Raw genomic sequence first — 24,721 nt, forward strand, 5'->3', positions numbered from 1 at the left:
AGTCCTCCTAAACCTCGCGACCGCCGACTGCAGCTTCGGCCCGCCCTCGATTGCATACTCCTGGAAGCCAATCTAGTCCAAGGGCCGGGCGTTCACCCAGCGCAATCCCGCCCTTCAGACCGCTTCCACCTTGATGGGTTCACGCTCGGCACCCACGGCTCTGATGGGCTCATGCGAGTCCGCCGAAGGTATGTACAGGGCGATCACGTTGACATAGGTGACCTTCATGGTGCTGGTGGGCTTGCCCTGTCCGAAGAGGGCCTTCTCGGCATCCGAGGCCGGCGAGGACTCGCGGCCCTCACCCGCCTGCCTGGTCCAGACCGAATCAATCCGGGCCACGACCAGATCGCCTCCATCGGAGGAGTGCATGACCCGCAGCTGCCCCTGCGCCGGGGTGAAGGTCTGCGACTGGCTGCCTTTGTTGGCTTCGATCCCCTGCTGGACCACCTGGGTCAGCGTGCCCAGGGAGGTGCGGAAGTCATCCTGGGCGAACTCCTTGGCAAACTTGCTGTCCTGGGGATTCTGCAGGAGGTCGGCATAGCGGCGCACGGCCTCCACCGGCGTAGCCTTGAGACCCTGATCGTCGCCCTCCCCCATTCTGGCGCCGATGGTGGCCACCGGGAACTTGGGCAGCTGGGCCCCCTGGAAGAGCCGGGCCACCCCCCAGAGTTTGTAGTTCTCATGGGCGGACTCCTGTTCCAGAACCAAGAGGCGTTTGGACTGCTGATCCTGCGTGGTGGTGGTAATCGAAAAGACCGAGCGCGGCCAGCCCGGATCGCCGGGGATGACCGTCTGGGCGATGGTGGCAGGAATGGTTGTCTTAGGATCCAGCTGCCCGGTGGCCTGGGCAATGGTCAGCTCGCTGGTGCGGATCTCCAGCTGGGGGCCGCTGACCCGCTGGTCCAGCCCGGCCGGATCCTTGGCCTCGTTGGCCTGATCCAGAACCGCCCCGATGCTCTTGCGTATGCGGGCCTCCTGGGCAGGGGTCAGATTGGGCGCAGGAGTGGTGGTTGCGGTGCTCTGAGGCTCGGTCCGGCGAGCTTGGGGGACCTGCCCCTCGCAGGCAGACAGTCCCGGCAGGAGGGCCAGGGATAAGGCCAGAGCCGCTGCAGCCGCCACCTTGTTCATCGGCTTGTTCTTACTCATCAGCGCTCCTCCTCCCCTTCGTGGGCAAGCCTGGCCAGGTAGGAGGCCATCTCCTGACTGCTGATGACCCTGGTGGACGACACATCGTCGGCTCCCCGATCGCCGCTGACGGTGCGGCCGTCACTGTCTTCCTGTTGGTCGGCGACCAGATTCCGATTGCGCGGATCAATCACCACGGGCGGCCTGGGCGGGGGCCCTGGATCCCCCTGTCGCGCCTGGCCGCGGGCATGACGCCGACGCCGGCCCGAGGCCGAGCTGCGCCGTTGCCCCAGGCCAGGCAGAATGGCGCTTCCCAGGGCCTGGGCCACGCTGACCTCGGGGGTTTCCTCAGACTCCTGCTCGGGCTCGGTCTGCTTGCGGCGCTTGGCCGGATCCATGGCGAAGACCGTAGCCGAAAGAACGGCCAGCAGGGCCAGCAGCCCGCCGGCAAAGTAGAAGGGCATGGCAAAGTTAGGCAGCTTGTCCCGCTGCCAGAGCATCTCCAGCCCCAGGGAAGGAGAGCCCTGGGGAACCGCCACCAGCAGGACGGCCTGCGGGTCGTCGGTCTTCAGGGACATCGACACGCTGCTGTCAGAACAGGTGACCTGTTTCCACATATCCGAGTCCTGAAAGGCTACGCCCTGATCACGTTTGACGGCCTTGCCTGGGCTGGTGTCCCTGCCGACGGACAGGGTCTGCCAATCATCCAGGCCACGCACCCGGGCCACATCATGCCCGGCCGTCCAGCCAGCCGCATCTTTGGCCGTGGTCAGAGCCATGCAGATGGTCGGCTTTTGCGACTTGTGCCCTGTGGACCCGGAGGCCCCGGCAGAGGCCGCATCCACACGCATGGTCACTCTGCTGTCCACCAAGGGAAGCACACCTGGATCGGTCACTACATAAGATGCCTTCGTGCGCGCATGTGCATCCACGTGAGCCGAAGGCCTCCAGACCGTGGCGTTCATGATGCCCAGCACAATGGCCGCCACAGCCAGCAATCCGAAGATGGGGGTGACGATGCCGCGCATGATCATGCTGTGACGCGAGGGCTTGTCAGGCCGCGTCATCTCATCGGTTTCTTCGGGTACTTGCTCCATATTATCGACATTCTACCGTCGGCTCCCTATGATCTGGTTTCCGGCACCGGGAAATCACCCATAAGCCCTAAACTGGTCTTCTATGACCATCATCGCAAAGAAATCAGGCAGCAAGCGTTTGCTGGGCGCCGTGACCGCTCTGGCCCTATGTCTTGGACTGTCAGCCTGCGGCGGGAAATCCGACGGGGGCGGCCATGCGGGAGACACCATGCAGGGCGTATCAGCCAGCGGCAAACTTGGCAGCAAGCCCGACATCAGTTTCAAGACCCCCTTCAAGGTCGAGAACCAGACCCATCAGGTCATCCAGAAGGGCAACGGCGAGGTCATCCGCGACGGGGATCGTGTATGCACAAGGAGCCTGGCCCTGGATGCCAAGACCGGCAAGGTGATCAACTCCACCTGGGACAAGAGCAGCCCGGAGTGCTCCATTGTCATCAGCAAGAAATCCATTCCGGCATACTATGACACCTTCAAGGGCCTCAAGGTCAACTCCACCGTGGCCGTGGGCATCGATGAGTCAGGCTCCGGCAGCAGCAAGGCGACCGAGTCCTATATTATGGCCCTGACCTTCGTCTCCCGGTCCAAAAACCTGACCCGCGCCCAGGGTCAGAAGGTGACCGACCTGCCCAGCGACCTGCCGAAAATCAGTCTGGACGACAAGGGCAAGCCCTCCCTGGACCTCAACGGCTACCAGCCCAAGGGAGGACTGGTCGTCCAGCCCCTGATCAAGGGCAAGGGGGCCAAGGTCGGCCAGCATCAGAGCGTCAGCGCCAACTACACCGGATGGCTGGCCTCCGACGGCAAGCAGTTTGACTCCTCCTGGGACCGGGGTCAGGCCAGCGACTTCAGCCTGGACCAGGTGGTCAAGGGATGGCAGCAGGGTCTGGCCGGCCAGACGGTGGGCTCCCAGGTTCTTCTGGTAGTTCCGCCTGACCTGGGCTATGGCAGCCAGCAACAGCAGAAGATCCCAGCCAATTCGACCCTGATTTTCGTGGTCGACATCCTGGCCGCCTACTGACCCGTCAATCCACCAACAGACAGGGGCCCGTACCCATCCAGTCGCATTCGGATGGGTACGGGCCCCTGTCACAAGCCAGACGGCCAGTTCAGGCCTTGCCGCCCTCGACCACGATCTCGTCGGGGTTGGCCGCACTGCCGTAGACCGGTTCCAGGGTCTTGCGGTAGTCCTCATGGAAGAACCGCTCCTGGCCCAGCTTGTCCAGCTCCTTGTTGATGTAGTCCAGCAGGGGCTTGTTCCCCTTGCGCACGGCCGGGGCGATGACCGCCTCGTCCCCCAGTTTGGTGATACCCACCGAGAAGCCCTTGTTGGCCTTGGCCCAGGCCAGCACCTCGGTGTTGTCGGTGCTCATGGCGTCTCCGCGGTGGTCCAGCAGGGCGTTGTAGGCATCCGCGTACTGGTCGTACTTCTGCAGCTTGACCTTAGGGTAGTGCTGCTCGAAGTAAGGCTCGGCCGTTGTCCCCTTGGCGATGATCAGAGTCTTGCCCTCCAGATCCTTCACATCTTTGATCAGCGCCGAATCCGGGGAGACCACGCCCAGGAAGACCTTCATGTAGGGCTTGGCGAAGTCCACCTTGCGGGCGCGATCATCGGTAACGGTGAAGTTGGCCAGAACCACGTCCACCTTGTTGCTGGACAGCACGTCCACACGGGCGGCCGGGTCAACCGAGGTGTATTCGGGCTTGACGCCCAGATCCTTGGCCAGACGCTCGGCAAAAACGATGTCGTAGCCCTGGTTCTTGCCATCCTTGTCCACGTAGCCGAATGGGGCCTTGTCGGTGAAGACGGCCACCCTGAGCTTGCCGGACTTGGTGATCTGCTCTGGCGTGCGTGCAGACCCGGATGCTGCCGAGGAGCCGGAACCGCCCCCCGAGCCGTTTCCGGCATCACTGGGGGTGGCCGCCGAAGGACCGCAGGCTGCCATGGAAGCCATCATTGCGATCGTCGCCCCCGTGGCCAGCGCCGCCCGTATCAATCGGTTCACTACCCTTGCGGTCATGATCCCTCTTTTCCTCTTATCTTTCCTATGGCCGCCCCAGTGGGCGGTTCCGGCGAATGCCGCCGGACGAATATGCAGAGTCCCCGTCAGGACTCCTGATCCTGGTCCTGATCCCGCCTGCGCTCATAGGTGAAGGTGGACAGGAAGCGTTGCGCCCGGTCAGTGGCCGGGTGGGTGAAGAAGGCCTCCGGGTCGTCGGACTGCTCGACCAGGACGCCTCCATCCAAGAGGACGATGTGGTCGGCGATGCCCCTGGCGAAGGCCATCTCGTGGGTGACGATCATCATGGTCAGCCCCTGGTCGGCCAGTTCCAGAATGACCTGGAGGACCTCGCGAACCATCTCCGGATCCAGAGCCGCGGTCACCTCGTCGAAGAGCATGATCTCGGGATGGAGGATGAGGGCCCGGCAGATGGCCACCCTCTGCCGCTGGCCGCCCGAGAGCTGGCTGGGCCAGGCATCACGTCGGTCGGCCAGACCCACTCGGTCCAGCAGCTCCAGAGCCTCCTGCCGTGCCTGGTCCCGCTTGCGCTTCTGGACCAGGACGGGCGCCAGGGTCACATTGTCCAGAACCGTCCTGTTGGGGAAGAGGTCGTAGCTCTGGAAGACCATGCCGATCCTGGTGCGCAGGTCCGAGCTGCGGCTGCCTGACATCAGGCCGCCGGGACCTCCGCCGTGCTTGCCCAGAGGACGACCGGTCTCCACCGCCTGACCATCCAGAAGAATCCGGCCACCCTGTATGGGCTCCAGCCCGGCTATGGTCCGCAGCAGGGTGGACTTGCCTGAGCCCGAGGGGCCCAGGACCACAAAGACCTTGCCCTTGGGCACCTGGAAGGAGATGTCATTGAGCACAGGACTCTGCGCCTGCGGATACTGCTTGACCAGGTGCTCGACGGTCAGCACCGCCCCTTCCTCCTGCTCGTCCTGTGGCTGGTTCGCCGTCGTTTGCCCCTCAGTCATGGGCCCACCTCTTTTCCAGATGCCGGGCCACCAGGGACAGGGGCCAGCAGATGAAGAAATACATGAAGAAGATCACCCCGTAGATCCACAGAGTCGCCTGGGGATAGGCGAAACGGTTGGCGTCGATGATCTGCTGGCCGACCTTGATGACCTCGATGACGCCCAGCAGGGCGGCCAGGGAGGTGGTCTTGACGATCCTGGTGGCCAGGTTGACGCTGGCCGGCAACAGTCGGCGCAGGGCCTGCGGAAGGATGATCCTGGAGAAGGTCTGCCAGGAGCTCAGTCCCAGCACGTAGGCCGACTCCACCTGGGTTCGGGGAATGGACTCCAGGGCCCCGCGGACCAGGTCGCCCAGCTCGGCCCCGCCCCAGAGCACAAAGACCAGCAGGCAGGCGCCGGTGGCATCCAGATTCAGGTTCCATGCCCTGGACAGCCCGTAGAAAGCGATGAAGAGCAGTGCCAGCTGGGGCATGATGCGGATGAAGTCCAGATAGATCCTCATCAGGAAGCGGATCAAGCGGTTGCGCCGGGTCATCAGCCATCCGACCAACAACCCCAAGGGCAGGGAGAGCAGGACCGAGACGCCGGCTATCCAGACAGTCACCCAGAGCCCCTGGAAGAGCCTGGGCATGACCCCTGGCTGGAAGAGCACCTCAACGCCGTGCATAGTCGAACCTCCGCTCAAGAACGGTTCCGATGACGGAGATGGGCAGCAGAATGACCAGATAGGTGACGATGAGCAGAGTCAACGACTCGTAGGTGTCGTAGGAGGTGCCCATCAGATCCTTGGTGACGTACATGACATCGGCCAGAGCGATGGCCGAGACCACCGAGGACTCCTTGATCAGGAAGATGATGTTGGCAACCACTCCCGGTATGGCGCTGCTCAGGGCTTGGGGCAGCACGATCCTCGACAGCGTCTGCCCACGCGTGAATCCCAGGACGCGGGCTGACTCGATCTTCACCTGAGGCACGGCCTCGAACCCACCACGCATGGCCTCGGCCATGTAGGAACCGCCCAGGAAGGCCAGCCCGACGATGGCGCAGGTCTGGGCGCTCCAGTTGATCCCGAGCTTGGGCAACCCGAAATAGAGGAAGTAGAGCTGAACCAGGAGCGGGGTGTTTCTTGACAGCTCGATATATACCCTTGCCAACTGCGAGAGCAGGGGGATCCTGAAGACCTCCAACCCGGCGCAGACCAGCCCGATCAGCATGGAGAACACCACGCCAAAGAAGGAGATGAAGACCGTTACATAGGCCGCATTGACGAAAAAGTGCAGATTCTGCGCCATGAAAGTCCAATTCATGCCCTCGCCTCCCCACTTGCTCTCGTCCTGTTCATCGTCTCCTCTTCACTGCTTCTCGCCCGCTTCACGCCGACTGCGGCATTCAGTCGACAATCCTAGAGAACGCGAGCCGCTTTTCTTTGCTTTTCGATATACGAATACCGGATACCCCGTTATCATCCGCTCTCACAGCGACCCGGACGGCGATTCACCATGAGGCTGGAGCCATACAGCAACTGGACAGTACGGGCGGGGTGACCCTAGCCGGCAAAGACTGGCCGACACCTGCAGAACTTGCCTACCTGGCATCTACCAGCCAAGTAGGCGCACACTGTGTTTTCGATCAACCCTACTGCCCACCAAGCTAACAAAAAGCCCGGTCCACATATTCGTGAACCGGGCTCCGAACGCTTTGATCAGGCGAAGACCTTGGCGCTCTGTGCTGCCTTCCTGATCAGATCGGGGCGATACCCGCTCCACGTCTCCTGGTCAGTGACTACGATGGGGGTCTGCTTGAATCCCTGGGCGATGAACTGGTCGATCAAGGTCTGATCCTCGGTCAAATCCACCTGCTCGAATTCCAGCCCCTGCTTGGTCAACTGACGCTTGGTGGCATCACACTGGGGACAGTGCGCCTTGGTGTAGACCGTGATGGACATGATCGCCTCTCCCTTACATGTTGCCGTGATGTTCCAAACTCTATAGCTCTCTGCTTGGAACCTATTGATTGCACTCTACACACTCCAAGGCACAAGCACAATACCACCTGTAGTGGCGTGTCAGGCCAAAAACCCCAATATCTAGTAGCTTTTCAGGTCTTGCAGGCTCTGGGGGAAATATATGTGAGCTGCCTGACATACCGAATGCACAGGACTGAGAATGCCTTAGAAGAGGGTCAGTTCGTCACTGTCGGCGCCCTTCATGGCCTCGTAGTCCAGAATCAGGCACTCGAATCCCCTGTCCTCGGCAAGGACCCTGGCCTGGGGGGTGATGGTCTGGGCCGCAAAGATCCCGCGGACAGGGGCCAGCAGGGGGTCGCGGTTGAGCAGGCGGCAGTAGCGGGTCAGCTGTTCCACCCCATCAATGCCGCCATGCCGCTTGATCTCGATGGCCACATGCCGCCCCTGGCCGTCGACGGCCATGATGTCCACTGGGCCGATGGGCGTGGGATACTCCCGGCGCACCAAGGTGGCCCCCGGGCCGATGCGGTCGATCTGTTCGGCCAGATAACGCTGCAGGTGTGCTTCCACACCGTCCTTGACCAATCCCGGATCCGCCCCCAGGTCGTAGCTGTCGTCGGCATAGACCTGGTAGAGCCTGATGGTGAGCACATCGCTGGATTTGACGGCCGAAACACGCAGAACCTTGCGTACAGGCCGGCACTGGTCCTGATCCTGCTCCTGAGCGATCAGCGCATCGGGCGCAGCAGCTTCGGCTACCTCATCCGGCCCAGTCCCGGCCACGCAATCAGCCTTGGCGCCTGCGCCGTCTTTGCTCGTTTCCTCGGGTTCGATCTCCCTGATGGTGCAGGGAGAGCACATCCAATTCAGGGGCTTGTAGGAGCCCAGCTCCGAAAAGATCAGGCAGCTCATGTCGGCCTTGATCAGCAGGACGCGCCTGGCCGGCGGCAGGCTGGCGTTGAGACGCCCGGAGTATTCGGCGGAGCAGTCGGCAACAATGATTCGCACAGATGCCAATATATCAGCCGCCGTTCCGGGCGAAAAAGAAAAACCCGGCCGATGCAAGAGCACCGGTCGGGCGGAAGAGGAAGAAAGTCAGGACTGCTTTCCCTGATCAGCGTCTTCCAGGTAGTGGTCCACAGCCACAGTCAGCTTGTTGCTGTCGAAGGAGGCGAATCCGCTGTCCACATGGAAGGACTGACGACCGCCATCAGTGGCCTGAACCCGGATGTTGCCCTCCTGCAGCAGGGCCAGCACCGGCTCGTGGTCAGGCATGATGCCCATGGACCCCTGGGTGCCGGGCACGGTGACCGACCGCGCCTGACCCGACCAGATGGGCCTGTCCGCCGAGACGATGTTGACCTGCATGGAGGCCTTGCCTGTGTCCGCCATGACTACCGGTATTCCTTCTGCATATCGTGCCACTTGTGCTCAAGGTCGTCGATGCCGCCGATGCCGGAGAAAGCCTGCTCGGGCACGTCGTCATAGGCGCCGTCGCAGATGCGGGTGAAAGCCTCGATGGTCTCGTCCGCAGGCACATAGGAACCCTTGCGACCGGTGAACTTCTCGGCCACGTAGAAGTTCTGGCCCAGGAACTGCTCGATCTTGCGGGCACGGTTGACGGTGGTCTTGTCCTCCTCGCCCAGTTCGTCGATGCCGATCAGGGCGATGATGTCCTGGAGCTCCTTGTTCCTCTGCAGGATGGCCTTGACCCGGTTGGCGCAGTCGTAGTGGGCCTGCCCCACGTAGCGCGGATCCAGAATCCTGGAGGTGGATGCCAGCGGGTCCACAGCCGGATAGATGCCCTGGGAGGCGATGTCACGGCTGAGCTCGGTGGTGGCGTCCAAGTGGGCGAAGGTGGTAGCAGGTGCAGGGTCGGTGTAGTCGTCGGCCGGCACGTAGATGGCCTGCAGGGAGGTGATGGAGTGACCCCTGGTGGAGGTGATCCTCTCCTGCAGGGCGCCCATCTCGTCGGCCAGGTTGGGCTGGTAGCCCACAGCCGAAGGCATGCGGCCCAGTAGGGTGGAGACCTCGGAGCCTGCCTGCGTGAACCGGAAGATGTTGTCGATGAAGAGCAACACATCCTGGTTCTCCACGTCGCGGAAGTACTCCGACATGGTCAGGGCGGTCAGGGGCACGCGCAGACGGGTCCCCGGGGGCTCGTCCATCTGGCCGAAGACCAGTGCGGTCTTCTCCAGCACCCCGGCCTCGTCCATCTCGCCGATCAGATCGTTGCCCTCACGGGTACGCTCGCCTACGCCCGCGAAGACGGAGACGCCGCCGTGGTTCTGAGCCACGCGCTGGATCATCTCCTGGATGAGCACGGTCTTGCCCACGCCTGCACCGCCGAACAGGCCGATCTTGCCGCCTTCCACGTATGGGGTCAGCAGGTCGATGACCTTGATGCCGGTTTCGAACATCTGGGTCTTGGACTCCAGCTGATCGAAAGCAGGCGGGTTGCGATGGATGGGCCACCGCTCGGTGACCTTGATCTGCTCACCCTCCTTCTTGTTGAGGATGTTGCCGGCCACGTCGAAGACGTGTCCCTTGGTCACGTCGCCCACGGGTACCATGATGGGCCCGCCCGTATCGGTGACGGTAGCACCGCGGACCAGGCCGTCGGTGGGCTTCAGGGCCACGGTGCGGACTGTGGAATCGCCCAGGTGCTGCTCCACCTCCAGCATGATGGTGGTCAGCGACTCGCCCTCGGTGTTCGAGGACTGGCTCAGGTCCACGGTCAGGGCATTGTAGATGTCCGGCAGGTGACCTGCCGGGAACTCCACATCGATGACCGAACCCTGGACTCGGGTGACGCGCCCCTTGGAGGCCGAATCCGGCTTGCGGCTCGCTGTGGTCGGCTGTTCTTGCTGTGCAACCATTGGCGTTCCTACTCTTCCTCTTTGTTGAGCGCATCGGCGCTGCCGACGATCTCGGTAAGTTCCTGCGTGATGGCCGCCTGACGGCTGGCGTTGAGCCTGCGGGTCAGGTCGTCGATCAGTCCCTTGGCGTTGTCAGTGGCGGTATGCATGGCGTTCTGCCTGCTGGCGGTCTCCGATGCGGCCGAGGTGAGCAGGCATTCATGGATGCGCGACTGAATGTACTTGGGCAGAACGGCGTCCAGGACCTCCTGGGAGCTGGGCTCAAAGTCGTAGAGGGCCGCATAGCGGTCGCCCTGGCGGCCATGCTCGTCGTCCGGCACGGGGGCATCAACAGCCTCCTCAGGCTGCTCCTGGTCAGGCCTGATCAGCTCCAAGGGCAGCATGCGCAGCACCCGAACCTTCTGCACCACCATGTTGATGAATTCAGTGAAGACGATGTAGAGCTCGGAGACGCCCCCCTTGGCCGCTGGAGTCATATACGTATCCAGCAATGCCTGGGATATCTCCCTGGCCACATCCACGCCGGGCCGATCGCTGTGGCCCTCCCAGGTCTTGACGATGCTGCGGTTGCGGTAGCGGTAGTAAGAGACGCCGCGGCGACCGTAGACGAAGAGCTGGGGCTGTCGGCCCTGCTGGTCCAGTCGGGCCAGCAGAGACTCCGTCTCGCGGATGACCGAGGAGGTGTAGGCCCCGGCCATGCCGCGGTCGGCTGTCAGCGCCAGCACAGCCACGCGCGGGTTCTTCTCATCCTTCCTGACAATGGGGTGGCGGATGTCGTCCGTGTGGGCCACCAGGGCCTGGACTGCATCGAAGATCGCATCGGAGTAAGGCTTCGCTTCCAGGGCCACGGTCCTGGCCTTGGCGATATGCGAGGAGGCTATCATCTCCTGGGCATTGAAGATCTTCTCCAATGCCGAAGTGGAGGCGATCCTTGACTTGAATGCGAGTTGTGAGGCCATGGTCTACCGCTTCCCGGCCTTGCTGCCGCTCTTGCCGTCAGCCACCAGCTTCTCCTGCTGAACGGCCACCGGCTGCTCCTGCTCCTGGTCAGCCTTGTGGCCGTCCAGGGTCTGGCCCTTGTGGGTCACGAAGGTCTTGGCGAACTCGTCCACGGCCTTGTCCAGGGCCTTTTCTGTGTCGTCAGTGAAGTCCTCCGTGTCACGGATGGTCTTGAGGATGTCGGTGTTGTGGTCCAGATAGTCCAGGAGCCCGGACTCGAAGGGCAGCACGTCCTCCAGGTCCAAGTCATCCAGCTTGCCGTGGGTGCCCACCCAGACCGAGACGACCTGCTTCTCCATGGAATAGGGCGTGAACTGGGGCTGCTTGAGCAGCTCGGTCAGCCTGGCGCCACGCGTCAGCTGGGCCTTGGAGGCCGCATCCAGATCCGAGGCGAACATGGCGAAGGACTGCAGGGAGCGGTACTGGGCCAAGGAGATCTTCAAAGTCGAAGAGACCTTCTTCAGGGCCTTGGTCTGTGCGGCGCCGCCCACTCGGGATACGGAGATGCCCACGTCCACAGCAGGACGCTGGTTGGCGTTGAACAGATCGGACTGCAGGAAGATCTGGCCGTCGGTGATGGAGATCACGTTGGTCGGAATGTAGGCCGAAACGTCGTTGGCCTTGGTCTCGATGATGGGCAGACCGGTCATGGATCCGCCGCCCAGATCATCGGAGAGCTTCGCGCAGCGCTCCAGCAGACGCGAATGCAGGTAGAAGACGTCGCCAGGATAGGCCTCGCGCCCCGGCGGACGACGCAGCAGCAGGGAGATGGACCGGTAGGCCTCGGCCTGCTTGCTCAGGTCGTCAAAGACGATCAGGACGTGCTTGCCGCCATACATCCAGTGCTGGCCGATGGCCGAACCGGTGTAGGGGGCTATGTACTTGAAGCCTGCGGAGTCGGAAGCCGGGGAGGCCACGATGGTGGTGTACTCCATGGCGCCGGCCTCTTCCAGGGAGGAACGGACCGAAGCGATGGTGGTACCCTTCTGTCCGATGGCCACGTAGATGCAACGCACCTGCTTCTTGGGGTCGCCCGACTCCCAGTTCCGCTTCTGGTTGATGATGGTGTCGATAGCGATGGCCGTCTTGCCGGTCTGCCGGTCGCCGATGATCAGCTGACGCTGACCGCGGCCGATGGGTGTCATGGCGTCGATGGCCTTGATGCCAGTGGCCAGGGGCTCGTCGACAGGATGCCGGTGCATGACGTCAGGAGCCTGAGCCTCCAGGATTCTGCGGCCCTCGCTCTTGATTTCACCCAGTCCGTCGATGGGCTCGCCCAGGGGGTTGACCGTACGCCCCAGATAGCCGTCGCCGACGGGCACCGAAAGCACCTCGCCGGTCCTGTGGACTTCCTGGCCCTCTTCGACACCTGCGAAGTCGCCCAGGATGACCACGCCGATCTCGCGGGCATCCAAGTTGAAGGCCAGTCCCAGCGTGCCGTCCTCGAAGGTCAGCAGCTCGTTGGCCATGCAACCAGGCAGTCCCTCCACATGCGCAATGCCGTCACCGGCCGTACGGACGTAGCCCACCTCCTGGGTGGGGGTGTCCGTCGGCTTGTAGGACTCGACGAACTGGTCGAGTGCCTTGCGCACCACGGCGGGATCAATGGTCATTTCTGCCATGATCACTCCTTATTTCTGTTCTTGTTCAAGTCTGTCGGTACTGCGCTCATCCTGCCACGGTCATCCGCCGCTTCAGATGCTTCAGTTGCGTAGCCACCGTGCCGTCGGTGGAGACCGAGCCGTACTGGACCTTCATGCCGCCCAGGACCGTAGGATCGACCACCGAGTTGATGTGGACCGGCTTGCCCAGCTTGCGCGCGTAGACCTCCTGCAGGCGGCTGACCTGCTGGTCATTCATGGAGACTGCCGTGGTGACGGTGACCATGACCTGGTCCATATGCTCAGAAAAGCGGTTCACCAACCAAATGATGGTGTCAGGGAAGCGCCGTCCGCGCAGATCAATGGTGGCGTTCAGAGCCATCTGCTCGGTGACGGGATGCATATGCTGCCCAACCAGGAGCGCCCTGAGCAGGTCGGCTCGCGCTGTGGAATCACTGTACTCGTCCGAGAGCCGGAAGAGCACCAGCGGCATCCCGAGCAGGGCCGAATGGATCTCAGCCAGCTCGCCTGCCACCTGGTTGGTGATGCCCAGAGCATCGGCGTAATAAGCGGTGGCATCCACTGACATGTCCTCGGCTGCGTTGGCAATATGCACCACACGGCTCCACTGATGATCAGTCAAATCATGGAGGATATCCACGGTCAGCGGATCGGCCTTATCAGCCAGGATGGTGTCGATCACCTGCCACTTGTCCTCAGCTGGACGGGAGGGGTCGGTCAGCGCGCGCTCCAGGGGCCTGTTGGCGTCGAGCAGGGTCACGAAGGTATAGAGCTCCATGGCCACGCGGAGGGCATCCTTCCCCTTGCTCTTCAGCAGGGGGGCATACTTGGCCCTGGTCTCCTTATCGGAGCTCAGCGAAGTCTCTCCTCGCATGTCACCTCCCCTTTCGCGAGACGGGCGCGCCCGTCGTCCGCCGATCAGTCATCATGCCTGCCGCTTGTCAGAAGATTGCCCACCCTGGTCCGCAATGATCGAGTCGATCATGGAGGACTGCACGGCATCATCCTGAAGCTGCGAGCCCAGGATCTTGCCAGCAAGAGCCGTGGCCAGTGTGCCCACCTCGCCCTTGAGCGAGACCAGCGCCTGCTGCTGCTGGGACTTGAGGGATCGCTGGGCGTTCTCGGTGATCTGATTGGCCTCGGTCTCGGCCCGGGTCCTGGCATCCGCCACGATCCTGGAGGCCTCGGCGCGGGCGTCATCACGGATCTGGGATGCCTCAACACGGGCCTTGCCCAGTTGATCCTGATACTGCTTGCGGGCCTGATCCGCATCTTCTCTAGCCTTGGCGGCCTTCTGAATGTTGCCCTCGATCTTGGCCGAGCGCTCATCGAAGATGGCCTGGAACTTGGGCATGAAGAACTTGTAGAAGAAGACGGCCAGGATGACCAGAATGACCAGCGACCACACAATGTCATAGAGCTGGGGGATGAATAGCTGGATCCCCTTGCCTGCCGCTAGAGCGTACATTGGCTCCTCCTTTCCCTTATCGAAGCCGGATCATGCAGGAATCGCACGGCTCAGGCGATGAAGAGCGCCACGAAGCCCAGCAGGGCCAGCACCTCGATCAGAGCCAGGCCAATGAACATGGTGGTGCGCAGCTGTCCGCTGATCTCGGGCTGGCGAGCCATGCTCTCGACGGTCTTGCCGACGGCGATGCCCAGACCCAGTGCGGGGCCGAGAGCTGCAATGCCGTATCCCAGGATGCTCAGATTGCCAGAGACCTCAGCAAGTGTGATGATGTCCATTTATTTTCCTTTCCTCCACCGTTGCCGGTTCTTGGATTGTGGTTCGGCCCCGATCCCCGTCTACCGGTCGGAACCGACGAATATTTGGGCTGCGACCGCCTGAAGCGCCGACCGCGGCTTGTTCTTTTCGCTCAACCTTCTTCAGGGTAACTCATGGAGATGTAGACCGTAGTCAGGATGGCGAAGATGTAGGCCTGAAGGGCCGCCACGAAGATTTCAAAGGCCGTCAGGGCGAAGCCCAGGACGAACCAGCCCACACCAGCGAAGGCCAAAAGCTTGTTGCTGGCCTCGATGATGTAGAACTGGGTGAAGGCCAGGCTGACCGCAACCAGCAGATGGCCGGCGATCATGTTGGCAAAGAGTCGAATGGTCAGGGAGGCCGGCTTGACGATGACCATCTCCAGAAGCTGGATGGGCGTCAGAATGATGTAGAGAGGCCAAGGCACTCCAGCCGGGAAGAGCTCAGACTTGAAGTAGCCCCAGACGCCCTGCTCACGGAATCCCGTCACCATGTACTGGCAGAAAGTCCAGATGGCGAAGACCAAAGGCATGGTGATGGTCGCTGTTGCCGCGATGTTCATGCCAGGCACGATGCCGCAGAGGTTGAAGACCAGGATGGTCAGGAAGATGGTCGTGATCATGGGCACGTAGCGCTTGCCCCGAATCTCGCCCAGGGTGTCGTAGACGACCGAGTCGCGGATGAACTCGATGACCCACTCGATGGCCCCCTGCCAGCGGGATGGGATCAGCTTGGCCCTTGCAGCAGTGATTCCCAGCACCAGAAGGATGATGACCATGGCTACGAACCTGATCAGGATGATCCGGTTCATGGCGAAGGGCGTTCCCTGGAAAAGAATCTCAGGAGGCAGGAAATCTTCGATGGTGGGTAGCTCGCTTGGCTTGGCCATGGCCAGACTGAAAGCTTCACTTCCCATTGCCTCTAGCATCTATCGCCTCCTGAACGACACAGTGAACACTATAGCGCGCATGCGACTCATGGCTGCACCGTATGGGTAGTGTAGCCCACACCAAGAGCCACGGTAACCATAGATTCATCCAGTGTGTCACAGATAGGGGCCGCAAGTCGAATCCGAACCGCGGCGTGGACAGGTTGATGACGAATGTTATGCAATCGTCATCAACGCTTGACAGCGCCCGGAATAAGCCCATACCCGTCGCCGGCTAAAGGCCGATATCCGTCAGCGCGCGGGCATCCGGGAGCGTGTCTGATGGATCGGTCGGTGCCCAGCCGGCCAGCCGCCCGCAGAGTCGGCACCTGATTCAGGTCGTAGGGGGTGGTCTCGTAGACCCAGTTCAGCCAGTTGCGCCAAAGCAGGTTGGCATGGGCCCGCCAGGAGAAGACCGGCTCCAAAGTCGGATCGTCGTGAGGATAGTAGTTGACCGGGAAAGGCACCTGGTCCAGGCCCTTGGCCATGTCGCGCTGGTACTCGTGGGCCAGGGTGTCACGGTCGTACTCCCAGTGGCCCAGCACGAAGATCTCTGAGAAATCCTGGGTGCTGATAAGTCCGGGACCGGACTGTGGGCCCCAGGTCAGCACCTGCAGATCAGGACAGGCCCGCACTTGGTCCTCGTCCATCCCGGCCCAGCGGGAGTGGGGCTGCAGGGCGATCTCGTCGAAGCCATTGGTGATGAAGCAGTACTCGTCCTGCAGGTACTGGGGGAAGACCCCGAAGACCTTGCGATCCAGGTTGCGCTTGGCGATGCCGTGGCGGTAGTAGAGCCCGGCCATGGCCCCCCAGCACAGATACATAGTGGAGAAGACGTGGGTAGACGCCCAGTCCAGAATGCGGGTCAGCTCCTCCCAGTAGTCGACTTGCTCGAAGTCCATCTGCTCCACTGGGGCGCCCGTTACGACCAGACCGTCATAACAGTTGTCCTGGAATGAGTCCAGATTTTCGTAAAACTTGACCAAGTGATCCATGCTGGTGTGCACGGCCTGATGGGTGGAAGTCTTCATGAAGTCGATCTCCACCTGAAGCGGCGACTTGGAGATCAGCCGCAGCAACTGGGTCTCGGTCTCCACCTTGGTGGGCATCAGGTTGAGGATGACCAGCTTGAGCGGACGCATCTCCTGGCGCTCCGCCTCGTGGCTTTCCAGGGCGAAGATGCGCTCAGAATCCAGGATGGATCTGGCCGGCAATCCGGTGGGGATGGTGATAGGCATGGCTCCATTATCTCCCAAGTAAAGCCTGCCCACACACGGACTTGACAACTGTGATGGAATCCGTAGTATAGATAACTGCTGTGTTGAACAGCCGACGCGGGGTGGAGCAGTTCGGTAGCTCGCTGGGCTCATAACCCAGAGGTCTCAGGTTCAAATCCTGACCCCGCTACCAGTAAGGCTCGGAATCATTTAGATTCCGAGCCTTTGTTAAATTTGGTATCTTCCATTGATACACAAAACCCGCTGACGGGACTGCAGACACAACTAGATGGACAGTTTGCCTGACGCTAAACAGTTTTAGTGTTTAGGGATTCAATAATATCCGACCATTTAATAATATTCCTTATCGCGCCGCAGGCCCGTCGAAAGTCCCCTGCCTGCTTTGCAGCTTCAAAAGCTCTGGCAACAGTTAGTTCGCAAATGCCAACTGCCTCGGCAATCCAAAGTAGGGATGCAGCATTTTCCAAGTCATAATAGCAGCTTTTGGCACTGTTAGTTGTATGCTTGGCGAACCACGGCACCATAAGCTCTTGCTGCGTTTTCCCATCTGTATTCCGCGATTTGTGTACCTCTCTGTCATACTTGGCGGAATATGGATAGGGATTGCCCGATCCCTTAGCGCTCGCCTTAGTGCTCAATAAATTCGAAAAAGTAGTGCAATCCATATCGTCTTGATATGCCATATGAGCCCCCTTCATCAAGGTATATTCTGATTCATTTACAATGATATCATTAACGAACACCCCCGAACAACCGATTGAATTTCGACAAAGAATAATCGGCAGAGGCATAGCTAAACTTGAAAGACCCCGAATTCAAAAACCATCGTGTTATCACCTCAATGAGATCAGGCAACTATCAAACGGCCAAACAATTGGAGCGAATCATTGAACCCGCAAACTCACATTGACGATTATGCCGTCAGATATCGGTTTCATAACCAGAGCACGGTTGCGAGCGAGGCAAACAACCATGTCTTGTGACCGATCGATCATGCATGTTGCATCCGACAACTGCTAAAAATATGAATAAGCGCACGCATCGCAGTTGCCGGCGACATACTCATATCAGCAAGATATCAGCCAGCAGGCGCGGGCAGCCGACTAGAGCGCAACACATACTAAGACAAACGGCATTACAATGTCTCAAAAATACCGATGAACTTGACTGAATCAAAAAACCGACAGGCTTGATATTGGAATCCTGAAGTTTTATACGGACGAGACCGCGATCCTGGGGATTAGGGAGGTCTTGTCTCCTGGCGTATTTCGATTGCTTTACCTTCAATCATTAATGAGTTTGCCTTCACCGAAACGCGAAAACAAGCGAGAATCCTGATAAATCAGCCGGCTCGATAACGTAGCTTGATCAGTCCTATTTCCACAGATATCACAAGAAGTCCATAGGTGGAAGACGCGATTATCGGTCATCGCATGTTACGCCAAAGCTCTATCAAGCGAATGCTTGCAAAAAATAAGGATCAGCAGCCACTGGACTGGCAGATGGATTCGTGCTTGCTATCCTGTTTCTGATTGAGCGGGGTGGAATGTCGGCATTTTCGGCGGTGTCGTCCTCAGACAGCATACACATGGAACAATACTCTGGGTTTTGTTTTCACAGCTCCAGTAATTATCTGGTCCAATACGGGCAGCCCCAACTCCGCTTCCACGCTGGATGGCACCTATAAACTCTTCCTTGAAATAGTGGTGTATACAGTCGTTGGCCTGGCTTGCTAAGCCATCTATAGAGACAGGTTTGTTATGATTTTTCTACAATGGTATTTGTAATCCTATTACTCTATACTATTCGAGCTTTGCCTGGATTTGCCGCTGATGCGCAACTGCATTAACACACGCCTGGTATCAGTGGCAAATTCACAACATCTATCACAGCCGTGGCCACCATATCCGACCATCGGGCTGATCATGCAGATAGCCGAACCTCTATACCCATCAGCTGTAAACTTCGAATTCAAATTCGAATTTCCAGGGTCGACCGAGACGAGAACCACATGAATTCAAACCGGTGAACCCGTATCCGAACCCAAGAGCCACTCGCTCAGAGTCCTAACCGCTGCGATTATCTCGTAAGTAGACTTCCACCGACTTGAACTGGCTAGCGTGATTGCATCTGCGCCGAGGAAGGCCGAGGGGACTCAAATGCAATAGACGCAACTGGGCGAAACGGGCATCGACATATCGAAGATCTGCGCGGGGTGCATGAGCTTCGGCAAACCAAGGCACAATGCACGATTGGGCACTGGATGAGGAAGGGACTGACGCGGTCATTGCGCACGCACTGGATCTAGACATCATCTTCTTTGATACAGCCAACGGCTACTCGGCCGGGACCAGCGAAGCGTACCTGGGAAAGGCACTTAGAAAGCATGCAAGCCGCGACCGGGCGGTCATGGCCTGCGCGGTCTACGTCACGAAGGGCGACCTTTCATCCAAGGCCATCCATCGCGAGATCGATGGGATGCTCAGGCGACTGGCCACCGACTACCTGGACCTCTACATCATCCACAGGTTCGACTATGGAACGCCAATCGAGGAGACCATGGAAGCACTGAACGAGCTTGTCAAAGCAGGTAAGGTGCGAGCGCTGGGAGCCTCGGTCATGTACGCAACCAGTTTCAGGACATGCAGAAAGTCTCCCAGGACAACGGTTGGAACCCTTTAAGCGCCTTGGAGAACCATTAGCTCCACCGAGAGGACGAGAAGGACTTGATTCCCCTCTGCAAGAAGACGGACGTCTCACTCATGCCCTACAGTCCTCTGGCCGCCGACCATCTGACACGGCCCACCTGGATCCGCCGACACCCTGCGCAGCGCGACTGATAAGGTCTCGCGCGGCAAGTATGAACGGGCCGAAGACAACGATCTGTCCATCATTGACCGCGTGCAGAAAGTTGCAAAGCGGCGTAACGTTCCTACGACCCAGGTAACCATAGCCTGGCAGTGGGCCAAGGCGTCGCTTCACCGATCATTGGCGCCACGAAGGCCCAGCACCTTGACGATGCGGCGGCTGCGCTAGATTTGGAGCTCACACCTGAGGAGGGCTTCTCCAAGGAGGAGCCCTACCTGCCGCATGAGACCGTGGGAGCCATTGACAGCAATCCACCCCAGGCTGTGGTGCCACTGAAATCGGAGGAGAATTAGCACACTTCCTTATGGCTTGGTATCCATAGTCAGGAGCGCAGGTAGGTTAGACCTAATCACTTGCTGCTGAATGATCCGAATCTTCGACGACTCTCGGAACAGTCGAAACATCCGAGGCCTCAGCATCTTCAGAATCAGCCGGCGTATTCAACGCTTCCAACGGCTGCGGATACCCAGAAGTTTTTTGTCAACAAGCTCTTACTTTGGAACCGGAACAGGCCGGTATGCGCATCGCACAGCTCGACTGCCCTGCAGCTGGCCGAGAACGCCCTTGAATCTAAGACTGGCCTTGTTACATCAATCGACAGACCAAAATGCGCACACCTGACTGTGTACCTGTTCCAGGATCACTGCCTCTCGCGGTTTTTGGCGGACATCTGTCTGACCAAGCGGAATATGACAAACCCGGTCATGACCGCTGCAGTGGCGAGCGCTAATGGAAGCACCACCGCGGCTCCGGTCTTAGGCAGTGCGTCTTTCAGAGCGTTCCAGTCATCACTGTTGGATTCAACAGCTTGATCGGCGCAGAGCAGACGACCATCAACCACCGCTCCGCGAGAATCCGCCCTCCCGGTGGCTTTTTGACCATTTTCCAGTTGAGGCAGGGAGGCCTGATCCTCCACCGGACAGGGCACCAGCGGACTGCCTGTCACCCGGGCTCTGTCGGTGTGCCTACCTGATATGCCTGTCACTGTGGCATGCACGTCTACAGACTGGCCAGGCCGGAGCATCAGGGTCGACCAGTTGTCGGGATAGCGGATCCCGGTCACCCGCCCCTGACCGACGACCGTCTGATCCTCCAAATGGAGTTGCCGGGCGGGGAAGATGGCTCCGGTCCCATCGCTGGGATCGCGAGGGGAATCATTGGTGATTCGAAAGACAATAGCGACATCTTCATGAGTCCGGAGAGCCTGCTCTGGCTGATCCCGATCACCCTTGGGCATGCCGCCTGCCTGATCAAATTTCTCGATATGCAGAGCCGGGGTCATATCGGGCGTTCTAGTCCAGACTGTGTTGGAGACCAGGGTCTTGTCCTGATAGAACTCGGTGAATCGGTTCTCATGACGTTCCACGTTCTTCAGCCGCCTGCATTGCAGATAGGCCCTCCAGCCGACCGGGCGGTCGCCTGAAGCGCTGACTAGGGCCAGATATCTCGGCGTGGCCTCCACTTTGACCAGACCTGCCGGGTCTGCCGTCATCGTAAACAAGGGGCCGCCATGAATGTCTGCAGACATGTCCGAACCAGCCATAATCTGTCCATGATGAATCAGGATGTGCCCGTTCTCGTAGAGATCCTGGGTAGCGTAGACGGCCCAATGGCCAGTGAACCGATCAACTGTGGGATCCAGCCGATCCTCAATCCGCCAGGTTTTCACCTGCGGGTAGGCCCGTCCGGCAGGCAGCAGACTTGAGTCCAGGCGATAGAGGAAGAGCCGATCACGGTAGATGCTGCCGCCATGTGCGCTTTTCCCGCCCACGGCGACCACCACATCCTTGGCGGGATTGAGCAGCTTGACCGGATTAGCGACCACGTTGGTCGCTTTATGCAGGTCGTTGACGATCTGGGTCGCTTGGTTACGTACTACGTGACCTGATTCTGCGCGGATGACCGTGTAAGGCAGAACCACATCGTAGGTGCGCCCCAGCAGCCCTTGGTCAATAGCCGGCTCTCTGAGGGGATTATGACCACGAGCAGCAGCATAGGCAGCCAGATCGGTAGGCTGGGGATCCCCTTTGAGGGTGACACCCGTGGCCGGAACATAGGTATCCACGGTTTTGGCAAAGACCAGGACTACACCGTTTTTTACCTGGATATTGAAAGCCTTGGTGTAATCGCGGCCGTCGGAGCCCAAAACCTCGATATGTTTGGAATTGATATCTAAGTAGTGAGCGTCGTAGGCATCCGTCATACCCAGCCGCCAGACAGGATAGGCGGTGTCTTTGCGACGGGCGTCCAGACTGATCCGGTAGGTCCCTCGGTCGCCCACAAAAAGCACCTTGCCGTCGATACTGACTCCTGGATTATGCGCGCTGACATCGCTCTTTGAGGGATGAAAGTCGGCTGGCGGATTGCTCACTTGATTAGAAGGGGTCAGCGAGTTGTTCAGCGTCAGCACCCACTGATTGTCTACACGATGATCCGTTGGGGCCTTGGGATCAACCCTGCCCTCGAAGCGCAGGCGGATTCTGGGGTTGCCCCCGGCGCGCCACTGGCTGATCCGGGCGGGGTCGGTGATGGTCACCTGCAGGCTGTGATCCTTGTCCTTCCACTTTGTGGCGTATCCGGTCTTGGCGATGACATCGCCGCCCTGCAGGTCAGTGACTTCAAGGGTCTGCTTGTCGGGCAAAAACCAGCGGTCGTAGACATCCGTCAGGATGACTGATTTGACAGGATAGGCCAGATTGTCAGGCAGGCTGGGCTGGGTATCCAACTGATACTCCAACCGCTGGCCAGGAAAGACCACCTTGCCGTCAACACTGGCCTGCTCCCCGCCTTGGCCTGCCTCCGAGATGACATCCTTGCGCACCGGAGGCAGGTATCCACAGATGCCCGGCTTGTTGGTCTGTACGCTCTGGGTGTTGACAGTCTGGGAACCCGAGTTGGTCAGTACCGCGCCCTGGCTGCCATGGCCGTTCGGGGCCTTGCAAAAGGTCAGTTCCTGGTCAGGTGTTCCGCCCAGGTCCTTGCGAACCTTGGCTGCACCGCCGCCATTGGCAAAGCGAACCGTAAAGGGAACCAGCATGGTGACCTGCCTAGGATCCTCCATCCCCTTGAGACCCTTCAGCCATCCGCTTTTGGCCTGTGCCCGCGCCCGAGTGCCGGTCACGCTGATCTCGAAACGGTCGGTCACATCCCTGCCCTTGTCCACAATGTCCTCGATGCTGCTTCGGCGGTAGCGCCCATCTGCATCCGCCTTGGCCTTGGCCTCGAAAACGCGAATAGCCCGAGCGCCATCTGGATCAACCAGATAGTCGGCAGCGCTCCAGTCGTCAGTCAGGGCAAAAACCTTAGGAGCCTCAATCAGATGGGCTTCAACAGTGGCGTTGACCACCGATCCCACTCTGTCGCCGTCCAGAAAGGCACGTCCGTCGCCACCAGTTTTGTTGGTCCATTGAGGGTCGACGACTGCTTTCCAGAGCCCGGTGGCGGGATCGCGCAGAATCCAGGATTTGTCGGGACTGGGCTTCCATGTGGGAGTGCGGCGCTCAGGGGTCGACTGGTCAACCTGACGGACGCTGCCCTTCCAATGCACTTTTCCACAGTCCAACATGACCCCAATGTCCGGCTGCTCGACGGTCACGTCCAGCTGCCATGCCCATTGATGCTCCTCGGGCAGAGCCCCGCCCTTCCAGGTGGCTGTGGCCCTATTGCCGGGCGGTCGGCTCCCATCGGCGGTGTTGAAAGTGAATTTGCTGGTCAGATCCTCACCGCTGGTCAGGTCTTTGACCTTCTGCCCGCCGACATGGTACTGCTTGCCTTGGGGATCGAAAACATCGCTGAAGGTCAACTCGCGGCCGCCCCGACCGGTTCCTGTCTCGATGCGGGTGCGGTTGGTCATACCATCCGCGCTGGTGCCAGGATCCACTTTCTTGTCGGGCGGATTCGGCGGCAGATCGGCCGGTTTGGGCTCATAGTCATTGAGCATAAAAACCACTAGGGAGATGCTGTGCTCGTTGCCGGCATACATGTCGGCGAACTTGTCCAGGCTGTCTCCAGGCTGGTCCCAAAAAGGTTCGCCGGTCCTATAGGTCACCCCGCGGTTGCTGAAGGTGCGGTTGGCCACCTGGTTTCGCCAGTTGTCCATCCATATGCTATGGATGGCCATACTGACCCCATCGAAGACCCGCTGAGAGCCGCGATAGCCCGTGACCACACCCACGCCGGTCACCCGGCAGTGGCTTTGTCCGGATTCGTCGGCATGGGCCTCGTTAAAGCGTGCCTGGCAGTTGCCGTTGGCCTCATCCAGAGCCTGGCGTTTGACCCGAGCAGTGGTGGCATTGCCGCCATCTGCAATCCCCATCTTGGAGAAGGCCCTGTCGATGCTGCCTATCTCATAGCCACCGAAGGAGCCTTGGTCGTCATCCTTGTAGGTCCAGCCCTGCCAAAACCGGCCATTGCCTTCAGCACCGCCGCCGGAATGACCTGATCCGCCGCCAGCCATGGCGGGAGCCGCCGGGCCGACAAGGGTCGCCAGTGCAGCCAAGGCCGCCAGCAGACCCGTCCATCTGCGCTTGTTCATACTTGTCCTCACTCTTCGCCCACCCCATGAATCGAGTATGAGCGGCCGCCGAGCAGGCTTGAGCGTCAGCGAAGCACTGTGGTCGAATGTGCCCCGGGACGGTTATGCTGTGTATGAGACATACCTATGCCGTCCAGACCGAAAAGGAGACAGGACAATGGCAGAGACATTCGACGTGTTGGTCGAGATCCCCCGGGGCTCCCGCAACAAGTATGAGATGGACCACGACAGCGGCCACATCAGGCTGGACCGCACCCTCTTCACCTCCATGGGCTACCCCGATGACTATGGCTACATCGACGGCACCCTGGGCGAGGACGGGGATCCCCTGGACGCCCTGGTCATGATTCCCGATTCCGTCTTCCCGGGCTGCATCGTCGAATGCCGCGCCGTGGGTCTCTACCACATGGTCGACGAGGCCGGCGGGGATGACAAGGTCCTCTGCGTGCCCGCCGATGTGCGCTTCGACGCTATCAAGGACATCGACGACGTCTCCGACTTCCACAAGCAGGAGATCAAGCACTTCTTCGAGCAGTACAAGGCCTTGGAGCCAGGCAAGGAGGTCATGCCCGGCGACTACTGGACCAACGCGGAGGCCGCCGAGACCCAGATCAAGGCTGCACGCCAGCGCCTGGCCGAACAGCACTGACTTCTCAAGGCCGACCAGCGGTCACAACCACCCCGGCAAGGGCCCAATCGAGCGCCTGAACCGGGGTTTTGCAT

Annotated in this window: 23 protein-coding genes and 1 tRNA gene; 5 read left to right on the forward strand and 19 right to left on the reverse strand. The window is 60.1% G+C overall.

The genetic code is table 11. The features are described 5' to 3' along the window. Window positions 1–114 precede the first annotated feature (114 nt). Complete coding sequence (locus RAM15_RS07320) at window positions 115–1,146, reverse strand: hypothetical protein (RefSeq protein WP_306221350.1); 1,032 nt, start codon at window positions 1,144–1,146, stop codon at window positions 115–117. Then, on the reverse strand, window positions 1,146–2,222 hold the full coding sequence (locus RAM15_RS07325; protein ID WP_306221351.1) for a hypothetical protein: 1,077 nt from the start codon (window positions 2,220–2,222) through the stop codon (window positions 1,146–1,148). The genes RAM15_RS07320 and RAM15_RS07325 overlap by 1 nt, the downstream gene beginning before the upstream one ends. Window positions 2,223–2,304: 82 nt before the next feature. Here RAM15_RS07325 and RAM15_RS07330 point away from each other — a divergent pair, with 82 nt between their 5' ends. Continuing rightward, the gene (locus RAM15_RS07330; RefSeq protein WP_306221352.1) at window positions 2,305–3,240 is read left to right on the forward strand and encodes an FKBP-type peptidyl-prolyl cis-trans isomerase; all 936 of its coding nucleotides are present in this window, start codon (window positions 2,305–2,307) and stop codon (window positions 3,238–3,240) included. An 88-nt stretch (window positions 3,241–3,328) separates the two neighbouring features. Here the strand turns inward: RAM15_RS07330 and RAM15_RS07335 are convergent, their stop codons facing one another. The 15 genes from RAM15_RS07335 to RAM15_RS07405 all read right to left on the reverse strand — a co-directional run bounded on the left by RAM15_RS07335 (window position 3,329) and on the right by RAM15_RS07405 (window position 16,596). After that, complete coding sequence (locus RAM15_RS07335; RefSeq protein WP_306221353.1) at window positions 3,329–4,240, reverse strand: cysteine ABC transporter substrate-binding protein; 912 nt, start codon at window positions 4,238–4,240, stop codon at window positions 3,329–3,331. Window positions 4,241–4,326: 86 nt separating this feature from the next. Beyond that, complete coding sequence (locus RAM15_RS07340) at window positions 4,327–5,199, reverse strand: amino acid ABC transporter ATP-binding protein (RefSeq protein ID WP_045924876.1); 873 nt, start codon at window positions 5,197–5,199, stop codon at window positions 4,327–4,329. After that, window positions 5,192–5,866, reverse strand: a complete 675-nt coding sequence (locus tag RAM15_RS07345) for an amino acid ABC transporter permease (RefSeq protein WP_306221354.1) — start codon at window positions 5,864–5,866, stop codon at window positions 5,192–5,194. Before RAM15_RS07345 ends, RAM15_RS07340 begins: the two co-directional genes overlap by 8 nt. Further along, a complete protein-coding gene (locus RAM15_RS07350; protein WP_306221355.1) occupies window positions 5,853–6,506 on the reverse strand; it encodes an amino acid ABC transporter permease in 654 nt (217 codons plus the stop codon). Before RAM15_RS07350 ends, RAM15_RS07345 begins: the two co-directional genes overlap by 14 nt. Window positions 6,507–6,901: 395 nt before the next feature. Further along, complete coding sequence (gene nrdH, locus RAM15_RS07355) at window positions 6,902–7,144, reverse strand: glutaredoxin-like protein NrdH (protein WP_024626874.1); 243 nt, start codon at window positions 7,142–7,144, stop codon at window positions 6,902–6,904. Between the two features lie 225 nt (window positions 7,145–7,369). Next, window positions 7,370–8,173, reverse strand: coding sequence for an endonuclease NucS (gene nucS, locus RAM15_RS07360; protein ID WP_306221356.1), 804 nt, complete (start codon window positions 8,171–8,173; stop codon window positions 7,370–7,372). A gap of 87 nt (window positions 8,174–8,260) precedes the next feature. Beyond that, a complete protein-coding gene (locus RAM15_RS07365; protein WP_306221357.1) occupies window positions 8,261–8,557 on the reverse strand; it encodes a F0F1 ATP synthase subunit epsilon in 297 nt (98 codons plus the stop codon). Window positions 8,558–8,559: 2 nt separating this feature from the next. Then, a complete protein-coding gene (gene atpD / locus RAM15_RS07370; protein ID WP_045924881.1) occupies window positions 8,560–10,044 on the reverse strand; it encodes a F0F1 ATP synthase subunit beta in 1,485 nt (494 codons plus the stop codon). An 8-nt stretch (window positions 10,045–10,052) separates the two neighbouring features. Beyond that, the gene (locus RAM15_RS07375; RefSeq protein ID WP_045924882.1) at window positions 10,053–11,003 is read right to left on the reverse strand and encodes a F0F1 ATP synthase subunit gamma; all 951 of its coding nucleotides are present in this window, start codon (window positions 11,001–11,003) and stop codon (window positions 10,053–10,055) included. 3 nt (window positions 11,004–11,006) lie between these two features. After that, a complete protein-coding gene (gene atpA / locus RAM15_RS07380; RefSeq protein WP_045924883.1) occupies window positions 11,007–12,665 on the reverse strand; it encodes a F0F1 ATP synthase subunit alpha in 1,659 nt (552 codons plus the stop codon). A 46-nt stretch (window positions 12,666–12,711) separates the two neighbouring features. After that, entirely contained in the window at window positions 12,712–13,539 is an 828-nt protein-coding gene (locus RAM15_RS07385; RefSeq protein WP_306221358.1) for a F0F1 ATP synthase subunit delta, read from the reverse strand. A 51-nt stretch (window positions 13,540–13,590) separates the two neighbouring features. Then, entirely contained in the window at window positions 13,591–14,133 is a 543-nt protein-coding gene (locus RAM15_RS07390) for a F0F1 ATP synthase subunit B (RefSeq protein ID WP_306221360.1), read from the reverse strand. A 50-nt stretch (window positions 14,134–14,183) separates the two neighbouring features. Then, window positions 14,184–14,411, reverse strand: coding sequence for an ATP synthase F0 subunit C (gene atpE / locus RAM15_RS07395; RefSeq protein WP_015022486.1), 228 nt, complete (start codon window positions 14,409–14,411; stop codon window positions 14,184–14,186). Window positions 14,412–14,542: 131 nt separating this feature from the next. Further along, window positions 14,543–15,358: a F0F1 ATP synthase subunit A gene (gene atpB, locus RAM15_RS07400; protein WP_045924886.1), complete on the reverse strand. Its 816-nt coding sequence runs from the start codon at window positions 15,356–15,358 to the stop codon at window positions 14,543–14,545. A 191-nt stretch (window positions 15,359–15,549) separates the two neighbouring features. After that, window positions 15,550–16,596, reverse strand: a complete 1,047-nt coding sequence (locus RAM15_RS07405; protein WP_045924887.1) for a homoserine O-succinyltransferase — start codon at window positions 16,594–16,596, stop codon at window positions 15,550–15,552. A 95-nt stretch (window positions 16,597–16,691) separates the two neighbouring features. Between RAM15_RS07405 and RAM15_RS07410 the strand changes: the two genes are divergently transcribed. Beyond that, window positions 16,692–16,768 (forward strand) — tRNA-Met (locus tag RAM15_RS07410). Between the two features lie 115 nt (window positions 16,769–16,883). On the opposite strand, the gene RAM15_RS07415 is transcribed toward RAM15_RS07410, so the two are convergent. Next, a complete protein-coding gene (locus tag RAM15_RS07415; RefSeq protein WP_306221361.1) occupies window positions 16,884–17,279 on the reverse strand; it encodes a hypothetical protein in 396 nt (131 codons plus the stop codon). A 1,561-nt stretch (window positions 17,280–18,840) separates the two neighbouring features. Here RAM15_RS07415 and RAM15_RS07420 point away from each other — a divergent pair. Next, window positions 18,841–19,278, forward strand: a complete 438-nt coding sequence (locus tag RAM15_RS07420) for an aldo/keto reductase (protein WP_306221363.1) — start codon at window positions 18,841–18,843, stop codon at window positions 19,276–19,278. Between the two features lie 278 nt (window positions 19,279–19,556). Further along, window positions 19,557–19,757: a hypothetical protein gene (locus RAM15_RS07425; RefSeq protein ID WP_306221364.1), complete on the forward strand. Its 201-nt coding sequence runs from the start codon at window positions 19,557–19,559 to the stop codon at window positions 19,755–19,757. A gap of 347 nt (window positions 19,758–20,104) precedes the next feature. On the opposite strand, the gene RAM15_RS07430 is transcribed toward RAM15_RS07425, so the two are convergent. Continuing rightward, window positions 20,105–23,998 carry an LPXTG cell wall anchor domain-containing protein gene (locus tag RAM15_RS07430; protein ID WP_306221365.1) on the reverse strand — a complete coding sequence of 1,298 codons (3,894 nt, stop codon included), beginning with the start codon at window positions 23,996–23,998 and terminating at the stop codon, window positions 20,105–20,107. Window positions 23,999–24,155: 157 nt separating this feature from the next. Here RAM15_RS07430 and RAM15_RS07435 point away from each other — a divergent pair, with 157 nt between their 5' ends. Then, complete coding sequence (locus RAM15_RS07435; protein ID WP_101432914.1) at window positions 24,156–24,647, forward strand: inorganic diphosphatase; 492 nt, start codon at window positions 24,156–24,158, stop codon at window positions 24,645–24,647. Window positions 24,648–24,721: the final 74 nt, after the last annotated feature.

It is taken from the genome of Bifidobacterium asteroides (genome assembly GCF_030758775.1).
GTDB classification, from domain to species: domain Bacteria; phylum Actinomycetota; class Actinomycetes; order Actinomycetales; family Bifidobacteriaceae; genus Bombiscardovia; species Bombiscardovia kimbladii.